General features: G+C 65.5%; 15 protein-coding genes. 9 read left to right on the top strand and 6 right to left on the bottom strand.

Going from position 1 to position 12,929, the window contains the following annotated elements; all coding sequences use genetic code 11:
• Window positions 1–5: 5 nt before the first annotated feature.
• The 7 genes from HNR05_RS12830 to HNR05_RS12800 are packed head-to-tail and all read left to right on the top strand — an operon-like array spanning window position 6 to window position 5,234.
• Entirely contained in the window at window positions 6–515 is a 510-nt protein-coding gene (locus tag HNR05_RS12830; RefSeq protein WP_179579504.1) for a hypothetical protein, read from the top strand.
• Window positions 516–517: 2 nt separating this feature from the next.
• Window positions 518–2,083: a hypothetical protein gene (locus tag HNR05_RS12825; protein ID WP_179579503.1), complete on the top strand. Its 1,566-nt coding sequence runs from the start codon at window positions 518–520 to the stop codon at window positions 2,081–2,083.
• Window positions 2,083–3,057, top strand: a complete 975-nt coding sequence (locus HNR05_RS12820) for a hypothetical protein (protein WP_179579502.1) — start codon at window positions 2,083–2,085, stop codon at window positions 3,055–3,057. The genes HNR05_RS12825 and HNR05_RS12820 overlap by 1 nt, the downstream gene beginning before the upstream one ends.
• Complete coding sequence (locus HNR05_RS12815) at window positions 3,054–4,121, top strand: hypothetical protein (protein ID WP_179579501.1); 1,068 nt, start codon at window positions 3,054–3,056, stop codon at window positions 4,119–4,121. The genes HNR05_RS12820 and HNR05_RS12815 overlap by 4 nt, the downstream gene beginning before the upstream one ends.
• Window positions 4,122–4,123: 2 nt before the next feature.
• Complete coding sequence (locus HNR05_RS12810; RefSeq protein WP_179579500.1) at window positions 4,124–4,807, top strand: hypothetical protein; 684 nt, start codon at window positions 4,124–4,126, stop codon at window positions 4,805–4,807.
• Entirely contained in the window at window positions 4,804–5,031 is a 228-nt protein-coding gene (locus tag HNR05_RS12805) for a hypothetical protein (protein WP_179579499.1), read from the top strand. Before HNR05_RS12810 ends, HNR05_RS12805 begins: the two co-directional genes overlap by 4 nt.
• Window positions 5,028–5,234, top strand: a complete 207-nt coding sequence (locus HNR05_RS12800) for a phage holin (RefSeq protein ID WP_179579498.1) — start codon at window positions 5,028–5,030, stop codon at window positions 5,232–5,234. The genes HNR05_RS12805 and HNR05_RS12800 overlap by 4 nt, the downstream gene beginning before the upstream one ends.
• Here the strand turns inward: HNR05_RS12800 and HNR05_RS12795 are convergent.
• From HNR05_RS12795 to HNR05_RS12770, 6 genes are all read right to left on the bottom strand, one after another.
• Entirely contained in the window at window positions 5,202–6,011 is an 810-nt protein-coding gene (locus tag HNR05_RS12795; RefSeq protein WP_179579497.1) for a tyrosine-type recombinase/integrase, read from the bottom strand. The two genes, HNR05_RS12800 and HNR05_RS12795, sit on opposite strands and share 33 nt — an antisense overlap.
• A gap of 466 nt (window positions 6,012–6,477) precedes the next feature.
• Entirely contained in the window at window positions 6,478–6,810 is a 333-nt protein-coding gene (locus HNR05_RS12790) for a hypothetical protein (RefSeq protein WP_179579496.1), read from the bottom strand.
• Between the two features lie 324 nt (window positions 6,811–7,134).
• Window positions 7,135–7,797 (bottom strand): DUF1254 domain-containing protein, encoded by a 663-nt coding sequence (locus HNR05_RS12785; RefSeq protein WP_179579495.1) that lies wholly within the window; start codon window positions 7,795–7,797, stop codon window positions 7,135–7,137.
• Entirely contained in the window at window positions 7,794–8,399 is a 606-nt protein-coding gene (locus tag HNR05_RS12780) for a DUF1214 domain-containing protein (protein WP_179579494.1), read from the bottom strand. Before HNR05_RS12780 ends, HNR05_RS12785 begins: the two co-directional genes overlap by 4 nt.
• 33 nt (window positions 8,400–8,432) lie before the next feature.
• Complete coding sequence (locus HNR05_RS12775) at window positions 8,433–9,422, bottom strand: MDR family NADP-dependent oxidoreductase (protein WP_179579493.1); 990 nt, start codon at window positions 9,420–9,422, stop codon at window positions 8,433–8,435.
• Between the two features lie 65 nt (window positions 9,423–9,487).
• Window positions 9,488–10,117, bottom strand: a complete 630-nt coding sequence (locus HNR05_RS12770) for a class II aldolase/adducin family protein (RefSeq protein WP_179579492.1) — start codon at window positions 10,115–10,117, stop codon at window positions 9,488–9,490.
• Between the two features lie 227 nt (window positions 10,118–10,344).
• Between HNR05_RS12770 and HNR05_RS12765 the strand changes: the two genes are divergently transcribed.
• Window positions 10,345–11,682, top strand: a complete 1,338-nt coding sequence (locus tag HNR05_RS12765) for an amidohydrolase family protein (RefSeq protein WP_179579491.1) — start codon at window positions 10,345–10,347, stop codon at window positions 11,680–11,682.
• A gap of 2 nt (window positions 11,683–11,684) precedes the next feature.
• Complete coding sequence (locus HNR05_RS12760) at window positions 11,685–12,911, top strand: MFS transporter (protein ID WP_179579490.1); 1,227 nt, start codon at window positions 11,685–11,687, stop codon at window positions 12,909–12,911.
• Window positions 12,912–12,929: the final 18 nt, after the last annotated feature.

The following is a 12,929-nucleotide window of genomic DNA, read 5'->3' as shown; positions in this document are numbered from 1 at the left end:
CGGCCATGAGCTCCCGAATCAGTGTCTTCAACTCGAAGGAGTTGCAGGGCGTCATCCTGCTGATGAAGGGGCTGGACCGGGAGCTGGCGAAGCAGATACGCCAGGTCACGAAGGCGATGATCGAGCCGGAGTGGAAGGAAGCGATCGCCTCGCGGGCATCCACTCCGCTCGAACAGCGGGTGCTCGCAGCGACCGCCCGCGTCGCCGTGTCCGACCAGAACGTGACGCTCAAGTCGGCGCACATCGGCAAGTCGTTGTCCGGCGGGCTCAAGCCCTCGGAGATCGTCGGCGGTGCCGAGTTCGGTGCCGACCAATCGAAGAAGACCACCTATACAGCTACGAGCTCCAAGGGCAAGAAGTTCAAGGTAACCCGCCGGACACAGTCGCAGCTTCGGCCCCGCAATAAAGCCGGCTATGTAGTCATGCCCGCCGTAGCGAACATCATCCCCCGGCTCGCGTCGCTTTGGGTTCAGACCACGGTGCGCACGTTCTATGAACTGATTGAGAAGAGATAGGCATGGCCAAGGGCATCAGCATCGGCATTGCGTCCGATACCCGCGAGTTCACCTCCGGAGTCAAGAAGGGTGTCATCGAGCCGCTAGAAGGCGCATCGGATGCCCTCGACGACGTAGCCAAGGACGGCGACAAAGCGGGAAAGAAGCTCGAAAAAGCATTTGAGAAAGCCAGCGAAGAGACCTCCGATTTCAAGAAGGAACAGTCCGAGCTTGGCAAGGCAATGGCCGCTGGTTCGGAGAAGGGCGGCGGTGCACTCAAACGAAATACGAAAGATGCCACGTCGGCCGCCTCCCGCGACCTGGAGACGCTCGGCGACGAAGCAAAGGCGAACCTGTCAGAGACGCTGTCGTCGTTCGACGGCTCGGCTCAGGGATTCGCGGACGGCATCCAGGGCACGCTCGGCGGGATCGTCTCGGACATGGGTCCGATGGGAATGGCGCTCGGAGCGGCCGGTGCGCTCGGAATCGGTCTAATCATGGCCGCGATGGGTGACGCGGCGACAGCCACCGAGGAGGTCAAGGAGCGCACGCGTGACCTTGCATCCGAGTACATCACCACCGGTGATCTCGGTGTGGCCTCGATGGACTTCCTCATCGGGAAGTTGCAAGACCTTGCCACCGAGTCGGACGGCATCAACCTTGCCAAGCTGGCCAAGACCGCGAAGGATTCCGGGTCGAGCTTCAAAGACCTTGCCCAGGCATACTCCGGAAATGCCAAGGGACTAAAAGACCTGTGGCGAGAAGGCGATCGATACCGCAAGCAGCTCGAGGACGAGGCCGACGCGCAGGATACGACGACGAATGCCGGGGGGAAACGTTACTCGCAGCTCATGAAGCAGGCCGATGCGCAGCGCACCTATATGGGCTACCTCGGCCAGTCGATCAGCGTCGCGAAAGAAGCGGCCGAGGCCGAAGAGAACTATGCGAAGGCCGGCGGCCGCGAGCTTGAATTGAAAGCTGCCGCCGTCGAGAACTATCAGTCGGCGATCGATGACGCGGTCGGAGCTTACGGCGACTTCGTCAACGAAGAGACTAAAGCGCTTGAGCCGCAGCGCTACATCGACGGCATCAACGCACGCATTGCCGCCACCTCGTCGTTCAACACGAATGTTCAGAAGATGGCTACCGACTTCGGCCTGTCGACGGAAGAGGTGCAGGCGCTCGTCGATCAGGGCGTGGACTTCGCGCCGATGCTGCAAAGCATCATCGATTCCGGCCTCGGCCAGCAGTACGTCGACACGATCCGTAACGCGGTCGGTGGTGGTCAGGACATCCTCGACGGCGCAGACCTCACCGCGACGCTCACCGTGACTCCCGAGACTGCGAAGGCCGAGGAGAAGCTGACCGAGCAGGAGAAGAAGACACGCAGCACGAAGGTCGAAGCGAAAGCGGACACGACGGCCGCCGACAAGCAGCTCGACCAGGTCGCCGCGAAGCCGCGCACGACGACGATCACCGCGAAGCTCGACACGACCGCCGCCGATAGGCAGCTCGACAAGTTCGTCGAGGAACGCCAGGTGCGAATCGTGGCCACGATCGTCGACACCAACGGAAGGAAGATCACCTAATGGCCACCACGCTCACCCGGGTACCTCGCCGGAAGGTCACGCTCCGCACGAACCTCTGCCCCGATCCATCGGTGGAGGGTGATGCATTCGGGTGGGGTCATAGTGTCGCCGGTGGTGCCGCGCCGCTCGCCGGTAAGACTGCCTCCGCTTCGGCGTACGTCGGCGCATCCGTGTACCGGGTCACTTTGACTGCCGCACCAACGGCCTCACCCGTCACGATCTATTCAGCGTTCACACCTAAGCCGGGTCGCACGATCAGCGTCAGCGCACGGGTTCGGGTTGGCTCCGCGCTGGCCCTTCCCGCCTCTGTGCGTCTAGACATCGAGTTTCGTGATTCGGGGGACGCGCTGCTGAGTACGGCGGCGGGCATGGCAACCCCGATTACGTCGGCTACGTGGGAACTCCGTGCGAGCGAGGGTGCCGTTGTGCCAGTCGGCGCGGTGACTGCACGCGCCGTCGTGGCGTTCAGCACCCCGTCGCAGTGGTACAAGTCAGGCGTCTCGCTTGATGTTGATGCTGTGATGGTCGAGGAGTCGCCGACAGCCGGAACGTATTTTGACGGAGACGCTGGCGAGCTGTACACGTGGAAGGGTTCCCCTCACGCCAGCGAAAGCATCTTCTCCAAGTACGCCGACGCCGACATCACGGCACCGATCTTCGCGACCGGGTACACCGCGGCCCGGGGGGCACGCACGATCGTGCACGACCGGTTGAACGCGTCGTCGCCCGCCGTCACGCTCCTACCGCTAACCCTCCGCAAGGGTGCGCTGGAGCTGCTCTACCCGGATGCGGCATCCGCTCACGCGGCCGTCACATTGTTCGCTCAGCTCGCCGCGTTCGACTTCCTCGACACGAGTCAGCCGCTCGCAGGAATGCGCTTGGTCGTCGCCGACGGTGACCTGGAGATCGAGCTGGAGGACGAGACGCGGCGGCTCTGGCTTGTACGTGTTCCGTTCCGGGAGGTGACCTCGTGACCCGCGTCGAAGAGTTCACACACGCGGTCAAGTTCGAGGGAGCCTCGCTTGCCGTGTTGGAGTTCACGCCATCGCTTGATATGGATCGGGTGCCGTACCTCACATACACGGTCGTGATTGAGCACCCCGGCGCGACCCTCTACGCCGCCCTTGACCCGCGCCGCGCACCGGCCCCGTTCTTCGTCTTCAAGACGCGCCAAACAATCACCGATACCGCCACGGGGACCGTGCTCACCGACTCATTCCCGCGTGCGGGTAGTGAGAGCACCCTGAATGGGAAAGCCTGGATCACCGACGTCGAAGAGAACATTCTGTCGGGCCGGGTCACGATCACCGCCTCATCCGGCGAGGTGCTCCTGGAGTCCAAGCGTCGCCTTGCGACCGCAGCCCTCGACACCGGTGCCACGACCGTCTTTGCGCTGGCACAGTATGCCGTTGCCGACACCGGGCAGGTTCTGGCCGTCACTGATGCGATTGTGTCCTCGACCGCGCTGCCGGCGGGCGAGCGTCGGCAATGGCGTCCCGGAGACACCGCAGCGCAACTGTGCGAGGCGGAACTAGCCGCGATCGATTGCCGACTCTACGGCGACGAATACGGGTCGTTCATCACGAGCAAACGGTCCTCGTCCCCGGGGCCCGGGATCATCGGTAGTAAGACATTCTCCGACGGCGAAAACGGTCAGCTCTTCTCCGCCCGGGAGACACGCTCCCGGCGCGGCGATTGGGCGGACGGTGTGCTGGTCAAGTTCACCTACACCAACGCCGCCGGCGCACAAGTGACCGAGCTGCAACGATCCGGCTCGGGGTCACATACCCGCGGCATCGTCACGACCGAGCCGCGCCCGGCCCCGGCTGCGAACCTCGCCGACAAGCAAGTCGCCCGGGCGAAGCAGCGCGGCCGCACCCTTACTCTCACCGCCCAGATCGACCTGTACTGCTATCCCGGCTACGCCCTCAAACTCAGCATCGACGGGGTCACACGCCCGCAGACGTACACGATCCGCACCGTCGAGTGGAGCTTTCACACCGGCGTTATGACCGTCACCGCGACAACCGAAGGATGACCATGACGAACACCATCGACCAGGCCCTCGACTACGCCCGAGCCCACCCGACCCGGGACGGGAAGTCATGGGCGGGCTGGTGCGAGTCGCTGATCTGGCGTGCCGGTGGCTTCACCCGGTCGTTCGCCTCGGCGCAGCTTGCCGGGGACGCGTCCGGGTGGCTCAACCCCGATTGGACGACGGCCCCACGCGGCGCTCTGCACTACTGGTCGGGCGTCGGCGGCGACGGCCATGTCGCGTTCGACCTCGGCGGCGGCACGCTGCTCATGGCGTCGTCAAGAGTGTCGAGTCTCGGCACTGCGCTCGGCCTGATCCATTTCCTTGACTACAAGCTGCCCGAGTACCGGGGCTGGTCGCTCCGACACGGCACCGAAACCCTCGCCAGATCCGCGACCGCGGGCGCTGGCACGACCCCATTGGAGGACGATATGACACCCGTACAAGAGAAGATGCTGGCCGAGGTTCACTGGATGCTCAGCGAACGCGTCCGGCCTCAACTGAACGCGCTGCACGACGGCACCGGCGGGGCCGTACACAAGAAGCTTGACGTGGTCGTGTGGGCGCTCACCGACCCGAAGGCCGGCCTACGCAAGATGCTCGGCGACCTCATCACGAAGCTCATCCCGTCGTGGAATGGCCACCCCGTCATGCCCACCGCGCCGAAGCCGGGCCCGCCGGCCTCATGAGCGAGCGCCTCGACGGGGTCCTCGCGATGATCCTCGCCGTCGTCGCCGCCGTCGGCGCGTGGCTCAGCGGCCGCAGCAAGCGCATCCGTGAGCTTGAAGCACGCGTCGAGGAATTAGAGGCCACCAACCGCGCCCAATGGCTCTACATCCAAGACCTGATCAATCACATCTACCGGGGCAAACCGGCCCCGCCACCACCACCACCGGAAGGACTGCTCACATGAAACCCAAGATGCCCAGCCAGAAGGCCCGCGCGTACCTGTACCGGGTGCTGATCGCAGCGGGAGCCGTCGTCGCGTTCTACGGCTTCATGAGCGCGAACGAGGTCGCCATGTGGGCGGGGCTCGGCGCGGTCGTGCTGAACGTGATGCCGACCGCGAACACGTCGACCATGTCAGGAGGCGGCAGCGAGGACAGCGCGCCGTAGGGCGGCGTTGGGCACCTTCACGTAGATGCGTGTCGTCGCGGGTGAAGCGTGCCCCAGTAGCTCCTGCACAACGAACAGGTCACTCTCGACGTACGTGCGCGAGGCGAAGCTGTGCCGCAGCGTGTGGATCGTCCACGGCTCCGGCAGAGCTTTCGTGGCGAGCTTGCCGACCCATCGTGCCGAGAGGTGTCCGGCCTCGTCGCCGGGGAACGCCCACCCAATCGGTAGCGTGCGCAGGTCGAGGGCTAGGCGGTTCGTCAGAGGCACGTAGCGTTCTTTGCCGCCCTTGCCGTGCACGAGCAGGGACCAGCCGTCGAGGTCTTCAAACACGTCGTGGGTATGGATTACCGCGATCTCACCACGGCGCAGGCCCGCGTCGTGCGCGAGCCGCAGGATTAAGCTCACGCGGTCGTCAGCGAACGCGAGTGCGGCCTTGTAGAGCCGATCCGGGATCGGGCGGGCCTTGCCCTGCTGAGCCTTCACTCGGGGCAGAGCAAGCGAGATATTTTCGTCGACCCTGCCCACCGCCACCGCCCACCCGTAGAAGCTCCGAAACGACGACCGTCGGCCTCGCCGGGTCTCGGGCATCCAGACTTGTTTCGACGCGTACTGCACGAGCTGGTCAGCGGTGACCGCCCACGGCCCGGCGGCGTCGACGCGCCGGGCGAGGTGTTGTAGGTGCTGCCGGCGTGAGCCGAGCGTGGTGCTCGGCGACCCTCCGGCGCGCTGCACGTCGAGATAGTCATCAATGGCTTTCGCCCAATCATCAGAGAACATCTGATAACCGTATGGTTTTGCCTGAACCCCCCGAGGCATGGGCGCTAGTCCCCAATCTCGTGGTTGGGGGTCTCGGAACGGGTGGCGCTATGCCTAGCTGTAGCCGCCGCCTCCCAAGCTGCGCTCTCCGCAGCGAGATCGTCGCCGTATGTGTCTGTGAACTCGGGCTCGTCACCGCGTTCGCTCCACCGCACGCAGCACGTCTCGCAGTACCACCCCTCGTCGAAGTGGAGATCTTCGTCACAGCGGGTGCACGATGGCGGTGGGAAATAGAGATCATCGGTGGGCAGCTCGCCGAACCCCTTCGCTTCGCGTCGGCGCTTCGAGCAGTGACACAGCCCGAACACTCCGACAGTGATGCCGTCCAGTTCAACGCTTCGCCATTCGCAATGCTCGTCGTGCTCGCCGCGCGCAGCGGCCTCCTCGTGGCGATCTACGGTTGAACGCCACCAGCCAGTCATCATGCTCATAGGTGCGCCCCCGTCCAAGCGGACGCCGGTGCTTTGCGCATGGCGTCGAGCAGTCCTTCGAGCAGATGCCCGATGCAGTCGGTGCAGACCATCGGGCCGTGGTCGAGGTCGTGCTGCGTGCTGGTCGAGAACGGCTCCCAGTGTGCCCGCCGGGCCTCGGTGCGGTCGCCCTCGAAGGTAGCAGCGCAGAGCTTGCACTCGATCCTCGGGCCGCATCCGTCGGCGCAGCGGAACAGCTGGCCGCGCTCACCGAATCCGGCCGGCACCATGCGCTCGGGCTCAGCGTGGCACTCGGTGCAGGCGTAGCCGTCGAGCACTCGCTCGTTCATGCGCGTACCCCCTGAATGGCCGCGTTGACCAGGGCAAACGCGAGCAAGAACGGGGCAACGAGCGGCGCCGGGCTCGCCCTGTTCGGAGGGTGGACTACGGAACAGAAGGTTGGGGGTTCGAATCCCTCCGGGCGCACAGATAAACCCCGTCTCGATAGAGACGGGGTTTTTTGTTGTGTCCGCACGGTGTCCGGCCCGCCCACTTCGTCCGCTGCGGTCGAATTGTGCAGGTGCGCGAGCGGAACTCGACCGCATTGGCGAGAGTCGACGGATGCGCTGACACTGTTGGTGTGGGGTGCACTGGTCGAACGAGGCTTGATTCGTTCAGCGCTGCTGAGTGAGCGGCGCCAGCTGGATTTGCTGCGCCAACGAGTAGGCAACCGGAAGGTCGCTCTCGCTCGCAACGAAGACGCGGCCGATGACGAGGGCGGAAGTGTGCGGCACGGCGATCCGTGTCAGGCCGTTCGGAACGGTGCCCGTCCAGCCGGGCCCGGTGAGAAGATAATCGCCGGCCTCGGTTCCCGTCGTCCGTGTGCCAACGTAGGCAAAATTGGCGCCATCCGACGGATCGGTGAACTGCACGTTGTAGTAGCGGCCGGCCATGTTGGGCACGTGCAGCACGTGGGGCCCGCCCCTCACGTCGAGCCAGCCGCCCAGGTAGAGCAAGTCGTCGGCTCCGGTGGCCATCAGGCTCCCATACGATCCGGTCGGGGAAGAGGTGTGGGGCACGGCGTACAGGGTGTTCACGGGGATCGGGCCGGCACCGAAGCCACGCTTGACGATCGCCCTCTTATAGCCGCCGACCGTCAGACGCGGCCAGAGCAGGATGAACGCCGGTACGCCGATCGCCCACACGATGACTGCGGCGATGGCGAGTACGACGACGTCGCTCCATCCGCGAGAGATCCGCTGGTAGACGACAAAGGCAAAAATGATCAGGATGACAGCTGTAACGCGAGGGCCGTTCCTCAGAATGAGACGGTTCATCTCAGCTCCTTGACGACGGGCGGCACCTGATACGTGCCGTCGAGAATCGACCCACCGGGCAGGTACACGCGGAGCATCAGCTTGAAGTCTGCGGCCGGAGTGGGCAGCCAGTTGCGCTCGCGCCCGGCCGGGGCCTGATGCTGAAGGTAGATATCGACCGAGCCGTCGACATTTTTTGCGAGATTCGAACGGTCGCCCACACTCGAGCGGTGAGCGGAATTGTTCACCATGTACCCGGCGACATCGGTCGGAGTGAGCGACCAGAAGGCGTCATTCGGCGGAAGCTGCCCGGCTGCAAAGCGCAGGACGTAGCCATATCGGCCGGCCAGCTTCTGCCCGGAGGCATCCGTCGTCGTCGTCCAATACGCGGCCTCCTCAAAAACGTTGACCAGCGGCAGCGCTTTGGCGCAGGCGGCGCGCACGAGGAGTCCGTTGTCAGCTTGGCCGCAGGCACGGATGGCGCTCCACCCGTTGACGGTCGTTGTGATTCTTCGGCCCACGGCGTTCAGGATGAGGATCGCGGTCAGGAACGACAGAGTGGCGCCCATGATGATCCCTTGCACAACACCGGATCCGGCTAGCCATGCGAGAACAGTAGCCATATCCGCACAATAACACCGCTGTCAGCGTGGGTGTCAGTCCAGTGTGACGATGGCCCGCCCCGTCGTTCCGCCGCTCAGCATCGACGCGAACGCATCCGGAATTCTGTCCAGGCCGGCGTAGAGCGTGTGCACACTCTGCACCACTCCCTCGCGCAGCCAGGCACCGACTTCGGCCTCGAAGGCCGGGCGGCCCTCCTCGTGCGCCGTGACGGTGAACCCGCGCATGGTCAGTTCCTGATAGATCAGGTTGCGGTAGTTAGCAGGGCCGGCTGGCTGCCCGATGGCCCCGCAAATCACCACGCGCCCGTGCGGGTTCAAGACCTCGAGGGCGGCCTCGAGTTGTTCCCCGCCGACGTTGTCGTAGAACAGGTCGATTCCGCCGGGCGCCGCGTGGCGCAACTGGTCGACGACCGCTCCGTCGTGGCGGTTGATGGCGCGGTCGGCACCGAGCACGTCTGTCAACAGCGCGACCTTCTGTGCGGAACCCGCGATGCCGATGACGGTCGCGCCGCGGGCCTTGGCGAATTGAACCGCGCAACTGCCGACACCGCCGGCCGCCCCGGAGATTGCGACAACGTCACTGGAGCGCACCTCGCCGAACTGGGTCAAGCCCGTGTAGGCGGTGAACCCGACGTGCCCGAGGATCGTCAGGTACGAGGTGAGCTCGTCGTCGGATTTCGGACGGGGTATCGCGCGCAGGTCGGCGGAGTCGAGCACCGACTCGATTCGCCACGGGCTCTTTCCCACCGCCAGATCTCCCGGTCGAAAGGCGGGGTCGGTCGAGTCGATGACCTCGACGATGGCATCGCTGGCGGGAACATCGCCCACGCCGATTCCGGGACCGTACGCCGTTGCCGAGCCGCCGATCCGCCCGGCAAGACCGGCATTGACTCCCAGGCGCCGCACTCGCACCCGCACTTGTCCTGATTCTGCCCGGCCCATGTCGGCGTCGAACACGCCAAAGTTCTCGGCCGTGATACTGCCGTGGGGCAGCGACGTCAATCGCACTTCTCGAGTCGTCATGCTGTGACACTACGGTCAGGGCGGGGGCTCGGCAACGGGGCGTTTCCGAGCCGATCGGCGCTCAGCTAGCTGTGCGCGAGCCCCTCAAACGCGTCGCGCGGGAACGCCGTCGTCGTGTCGCCCAGGGCGAGGGCGCGGTAGGTGAGAGTCGCCGCCTCCTCAAGGTTCAGCGCGCGCCGCAGTGCCATCTCGACATTCGCCCCCAGCGTCGAACAGCCGTGGTTGCCCTGAATCACGCAATCGTGCTCGCGTGCCTGCTCGGCAGCCGTGCGCGCCAGCTCGTCGGAACCGTTCGGGTAGTAAGGGGTTCGACCGACCGACCGCACGTAATAGGCGTGGTCCAGCGTGATCAGGCGAATCTCGGCGCCGAGCGCATCCAGCAACACGGCCATCTGCGGGTGCACGTGCACGATCGCATTCGCATCGGGACGGGCTTGGTAGCTGTAGGCGTGCAGCTTCCACTCCGACGACGGATGCGCGCTGCCGGAGATCACCTGGCCGTCAGGGCCGAGCACCGAGAAGTCGTCCGGGACCAGACTGTTGAGCCAGGCCCCGGAGCGCGTCACGATAAAACTGTCGGAGCCGGGAACGCGGGCCGAGAGGTTGCCGCCGCTGGCGAGGGCGAGGCCGCGTTCGACGACGGTACGGCCCGCGGCGATCAGCTGATCGACAAGGTCTGTGTGATGGAATTGCATGGTGGCCTCTCGAGGTGGCGGCACTCAAAACTATTTGACGAACTGCGACGGTGGGCCATACTCTAGCAAAATCAACACGTCGTCGAACGTCACTTGTCCTACAACTGTCACTGACGTCCGCGCACGGCCACGGCCGAGGCTGAGACCGAAGTTCACACCGATGGTGTTGGTCGCGTGGTGCGCGTGTTCTGCGGGGGAGCATTCCCCGCACTACAGAAGGAGCCACCATGACCGAGACGCGCGAATCCATTGACCTGATTGTTCGAGCCGACACGATTCTCACCGTCGATGAGGCGGGCACCGTGATCACGGCCGGTGCGATCGCCATCAACGACGGCGTGATCGTGGGCATCGGCGACGAGCCGCAGATCTCGGCCCGCTACACCGCCACGGAGGTGCTCGACGGCGCGGGGTGCAGTGCGCTGCCGGGATGGGTGAACACCCACGCGCACCTCGCCATGAACCTGTTCCGGGGTGCGACAGACGACGTCACGCTCGAGACCTTCCTTGACCGTCTGATCGGCGCAGAGCGTCGCGTTCTGAGTGCAGAGACCGTTGCGATCGGCGCCCGCGCGGCAATGGCCGAGAGCCTGCTGGGCGGCACCACGACGGCCCTCGACATGTACTGGTACCCGCAGACCTCGCGTGCCGTCGCCCGCGAGCTGGGCTTTCGCCTGATCAACGGCCCGACGCTGATGGGCGACGTCGACCCCGAGGGCAACGACTTCGACGCCATGCTCGTGCAGGCCGAACGAATCCTGACCGAGAACCGTGCGGATGCGCCCAACGACAACCTCTGGCTCATGCCGCACTCCGCGTACACGTTGGGCAGCGAACAGCTGCGTCGCGTGAGCGAACTCGCGGCCCGGTTCGGTGCCCGCATCCACACGCACTGCGCCGAGAGCAGCGGCGAGATCGCCCTCGTCGCCGCACAGCACGACGCCCGCCCACTCGCCGTCCTCGATGAGGCTGGACTGGTCACCGACACAACGGTTCTCGCCCACGCGGTGCACCTCACCGACGACGAGATCGCCACGATCGCCCGCATCGGCGCCACCGTCGCGCACGCGCCCATTTCGAACCTCAAGATCGCCTGCGGCATTGCGCGCGTGCCCGACCTGCTCGCCGCGGGAGCGAGCGTCGCGCTCGGCACCGACGGCGCGGCATCCACGGGCAGCCTCGACATGATGCAGACGGTGCGCATGGCCGCGCTTCTGCACAAGGGCGTCTCGCAGGACCCGACACTGATCAACGCCGAGCGTGCCGTGCGTCTCGGCACCGCCGACGGTGCGCGCAGCCTCGGGCTGACGGATGTCGGCACCCTCGCCGTCGGCATGCGCGCCGACATCCAGGTGGTGCACACCGACACCCTCGCGAGTGCGCCGACCCCCGACCCGTGGTCGCGCATCGTCTATGGCGCATCGGCGTCTGACGTGCGACACACGGTGAGCGACGGCCGTGTCGTGGTGCGCGATCGTGCACTGCTGACGGCGGATGAGCCCACAATCCTGCGAGAGCTCGCGGCCGCCTCGCTGCTCGCACACTCGGCCGCGCACGAGGGCTGACCGTGACGAGCGACGACCAGCGCGGTGGTTACCGCGGATTGCCGCGGCTTGCCGGCTACGTCTTTCTGCCACTGGGCTTCCTGGCGCGGTTTCCTCTGGCCATGTTCACGGTCGGTGTCACGCTGCTTGTCGCCTGGGCTCGGGATTCCTATGGCGAGGGCGGAATCGCCTCGGGCGCGCTGGGCCTCGGTTCGGCCATCGGAGCGCCGCTGGTCGGCGCCCTGGCCGATCGTTACGGGCAACGTGTGGTGGTGCAGGTGGTTGGAGTGTTCAACGGCCTTGTCATGCTCGGTCTCGTCGGACTGGTGAAGATCGACAGTCACCTGGGCTTCATTCTGCTGTTGTCGTTCCTGATCGGATTCAGCGCACCGCAGGTCGGGCCGTTGGCGCGGGCACGATGGATCGCCCTGGTGCAGGCACAGCATGGTGCTCCGGGGGCCGACCGCACGCTCGCCGCCGCGATGGGCTGGGAGTCGATGGCGGATGAACTGACCTTCGTTTTCGGACCCGTCGCGGTGGGTGCCGCCGCACTCGTGTGGGGCGAGTACTCCCCACTGATTGTGGCCGCCGTCGTGACCTTCATCTTCGTGAGCTGGTTTGCGAACCACCGAACCGTCGAGGCGGTGAAACCGAACGGTATCGCGCGCGCCCTGCGCACCCCGATGAAGAAGCTTTTCAACCCCCGGGTCTCGGTGCCCGTGTTCGGCATGTTGAGCGTGGGTATGGTGTTCGGTGCGATGCTGACCGCCGTGACGGCCTTTGCCGGGGAGCGAGGCAACGTCGCCGACGCTGGTTTCCTCTACGGTGCGATGGGAATCGGCTCGGCATTGACGGCATTGGCCACCGCCGCGCTGCCCTCCCGGTTCTGGCTGCCGTGGCGCTGGGTCGCCGGTGCCGCAATCGTGCTCATGGGCTCACTCTTCCTGCCGATGGTGCACTCGGTTCCGGCGCTGCTCATCACGATGTTCTGCATCGGCCTCGGCGTCGGGCCGGCTCTGGTGAGCATCTTCGCCGTCGCGTCGTACACCGCCCCGACCGATCGTGTGACGGTTGTGATGACACTGATGTCGAGCGGACTCGTGGCCGGCACCGCAGTGAGCGCGCCGATCGCCGGGGCGCTCGCCGACGCATCCGGATATTCGCACGCATTCTGGGTCGTGACCGGTGCGGCGACGCTGATTCTTTTCAGCGGACTCTGGACTTCGAAGATCGTGCCACGCCCGCGCTGACAGGGCGGGTCACATCGT

It is taken from the genome of Leifsonia psychrotolerans (assembly GCF_013410665.1).
GTDB classification, from domain to species: Bacteria; Actinomycetota; Actinomycetes; order Actinomycetales; family Microbacteriaceae; genus Cryobacterium; species Cryobacterium psychrotolerans_A.
The sequence above is the reverse complement of the archived record's forward strand: the minus strand, read 5'-3'. Positions and strand labels throughout refer to the sequence as shown.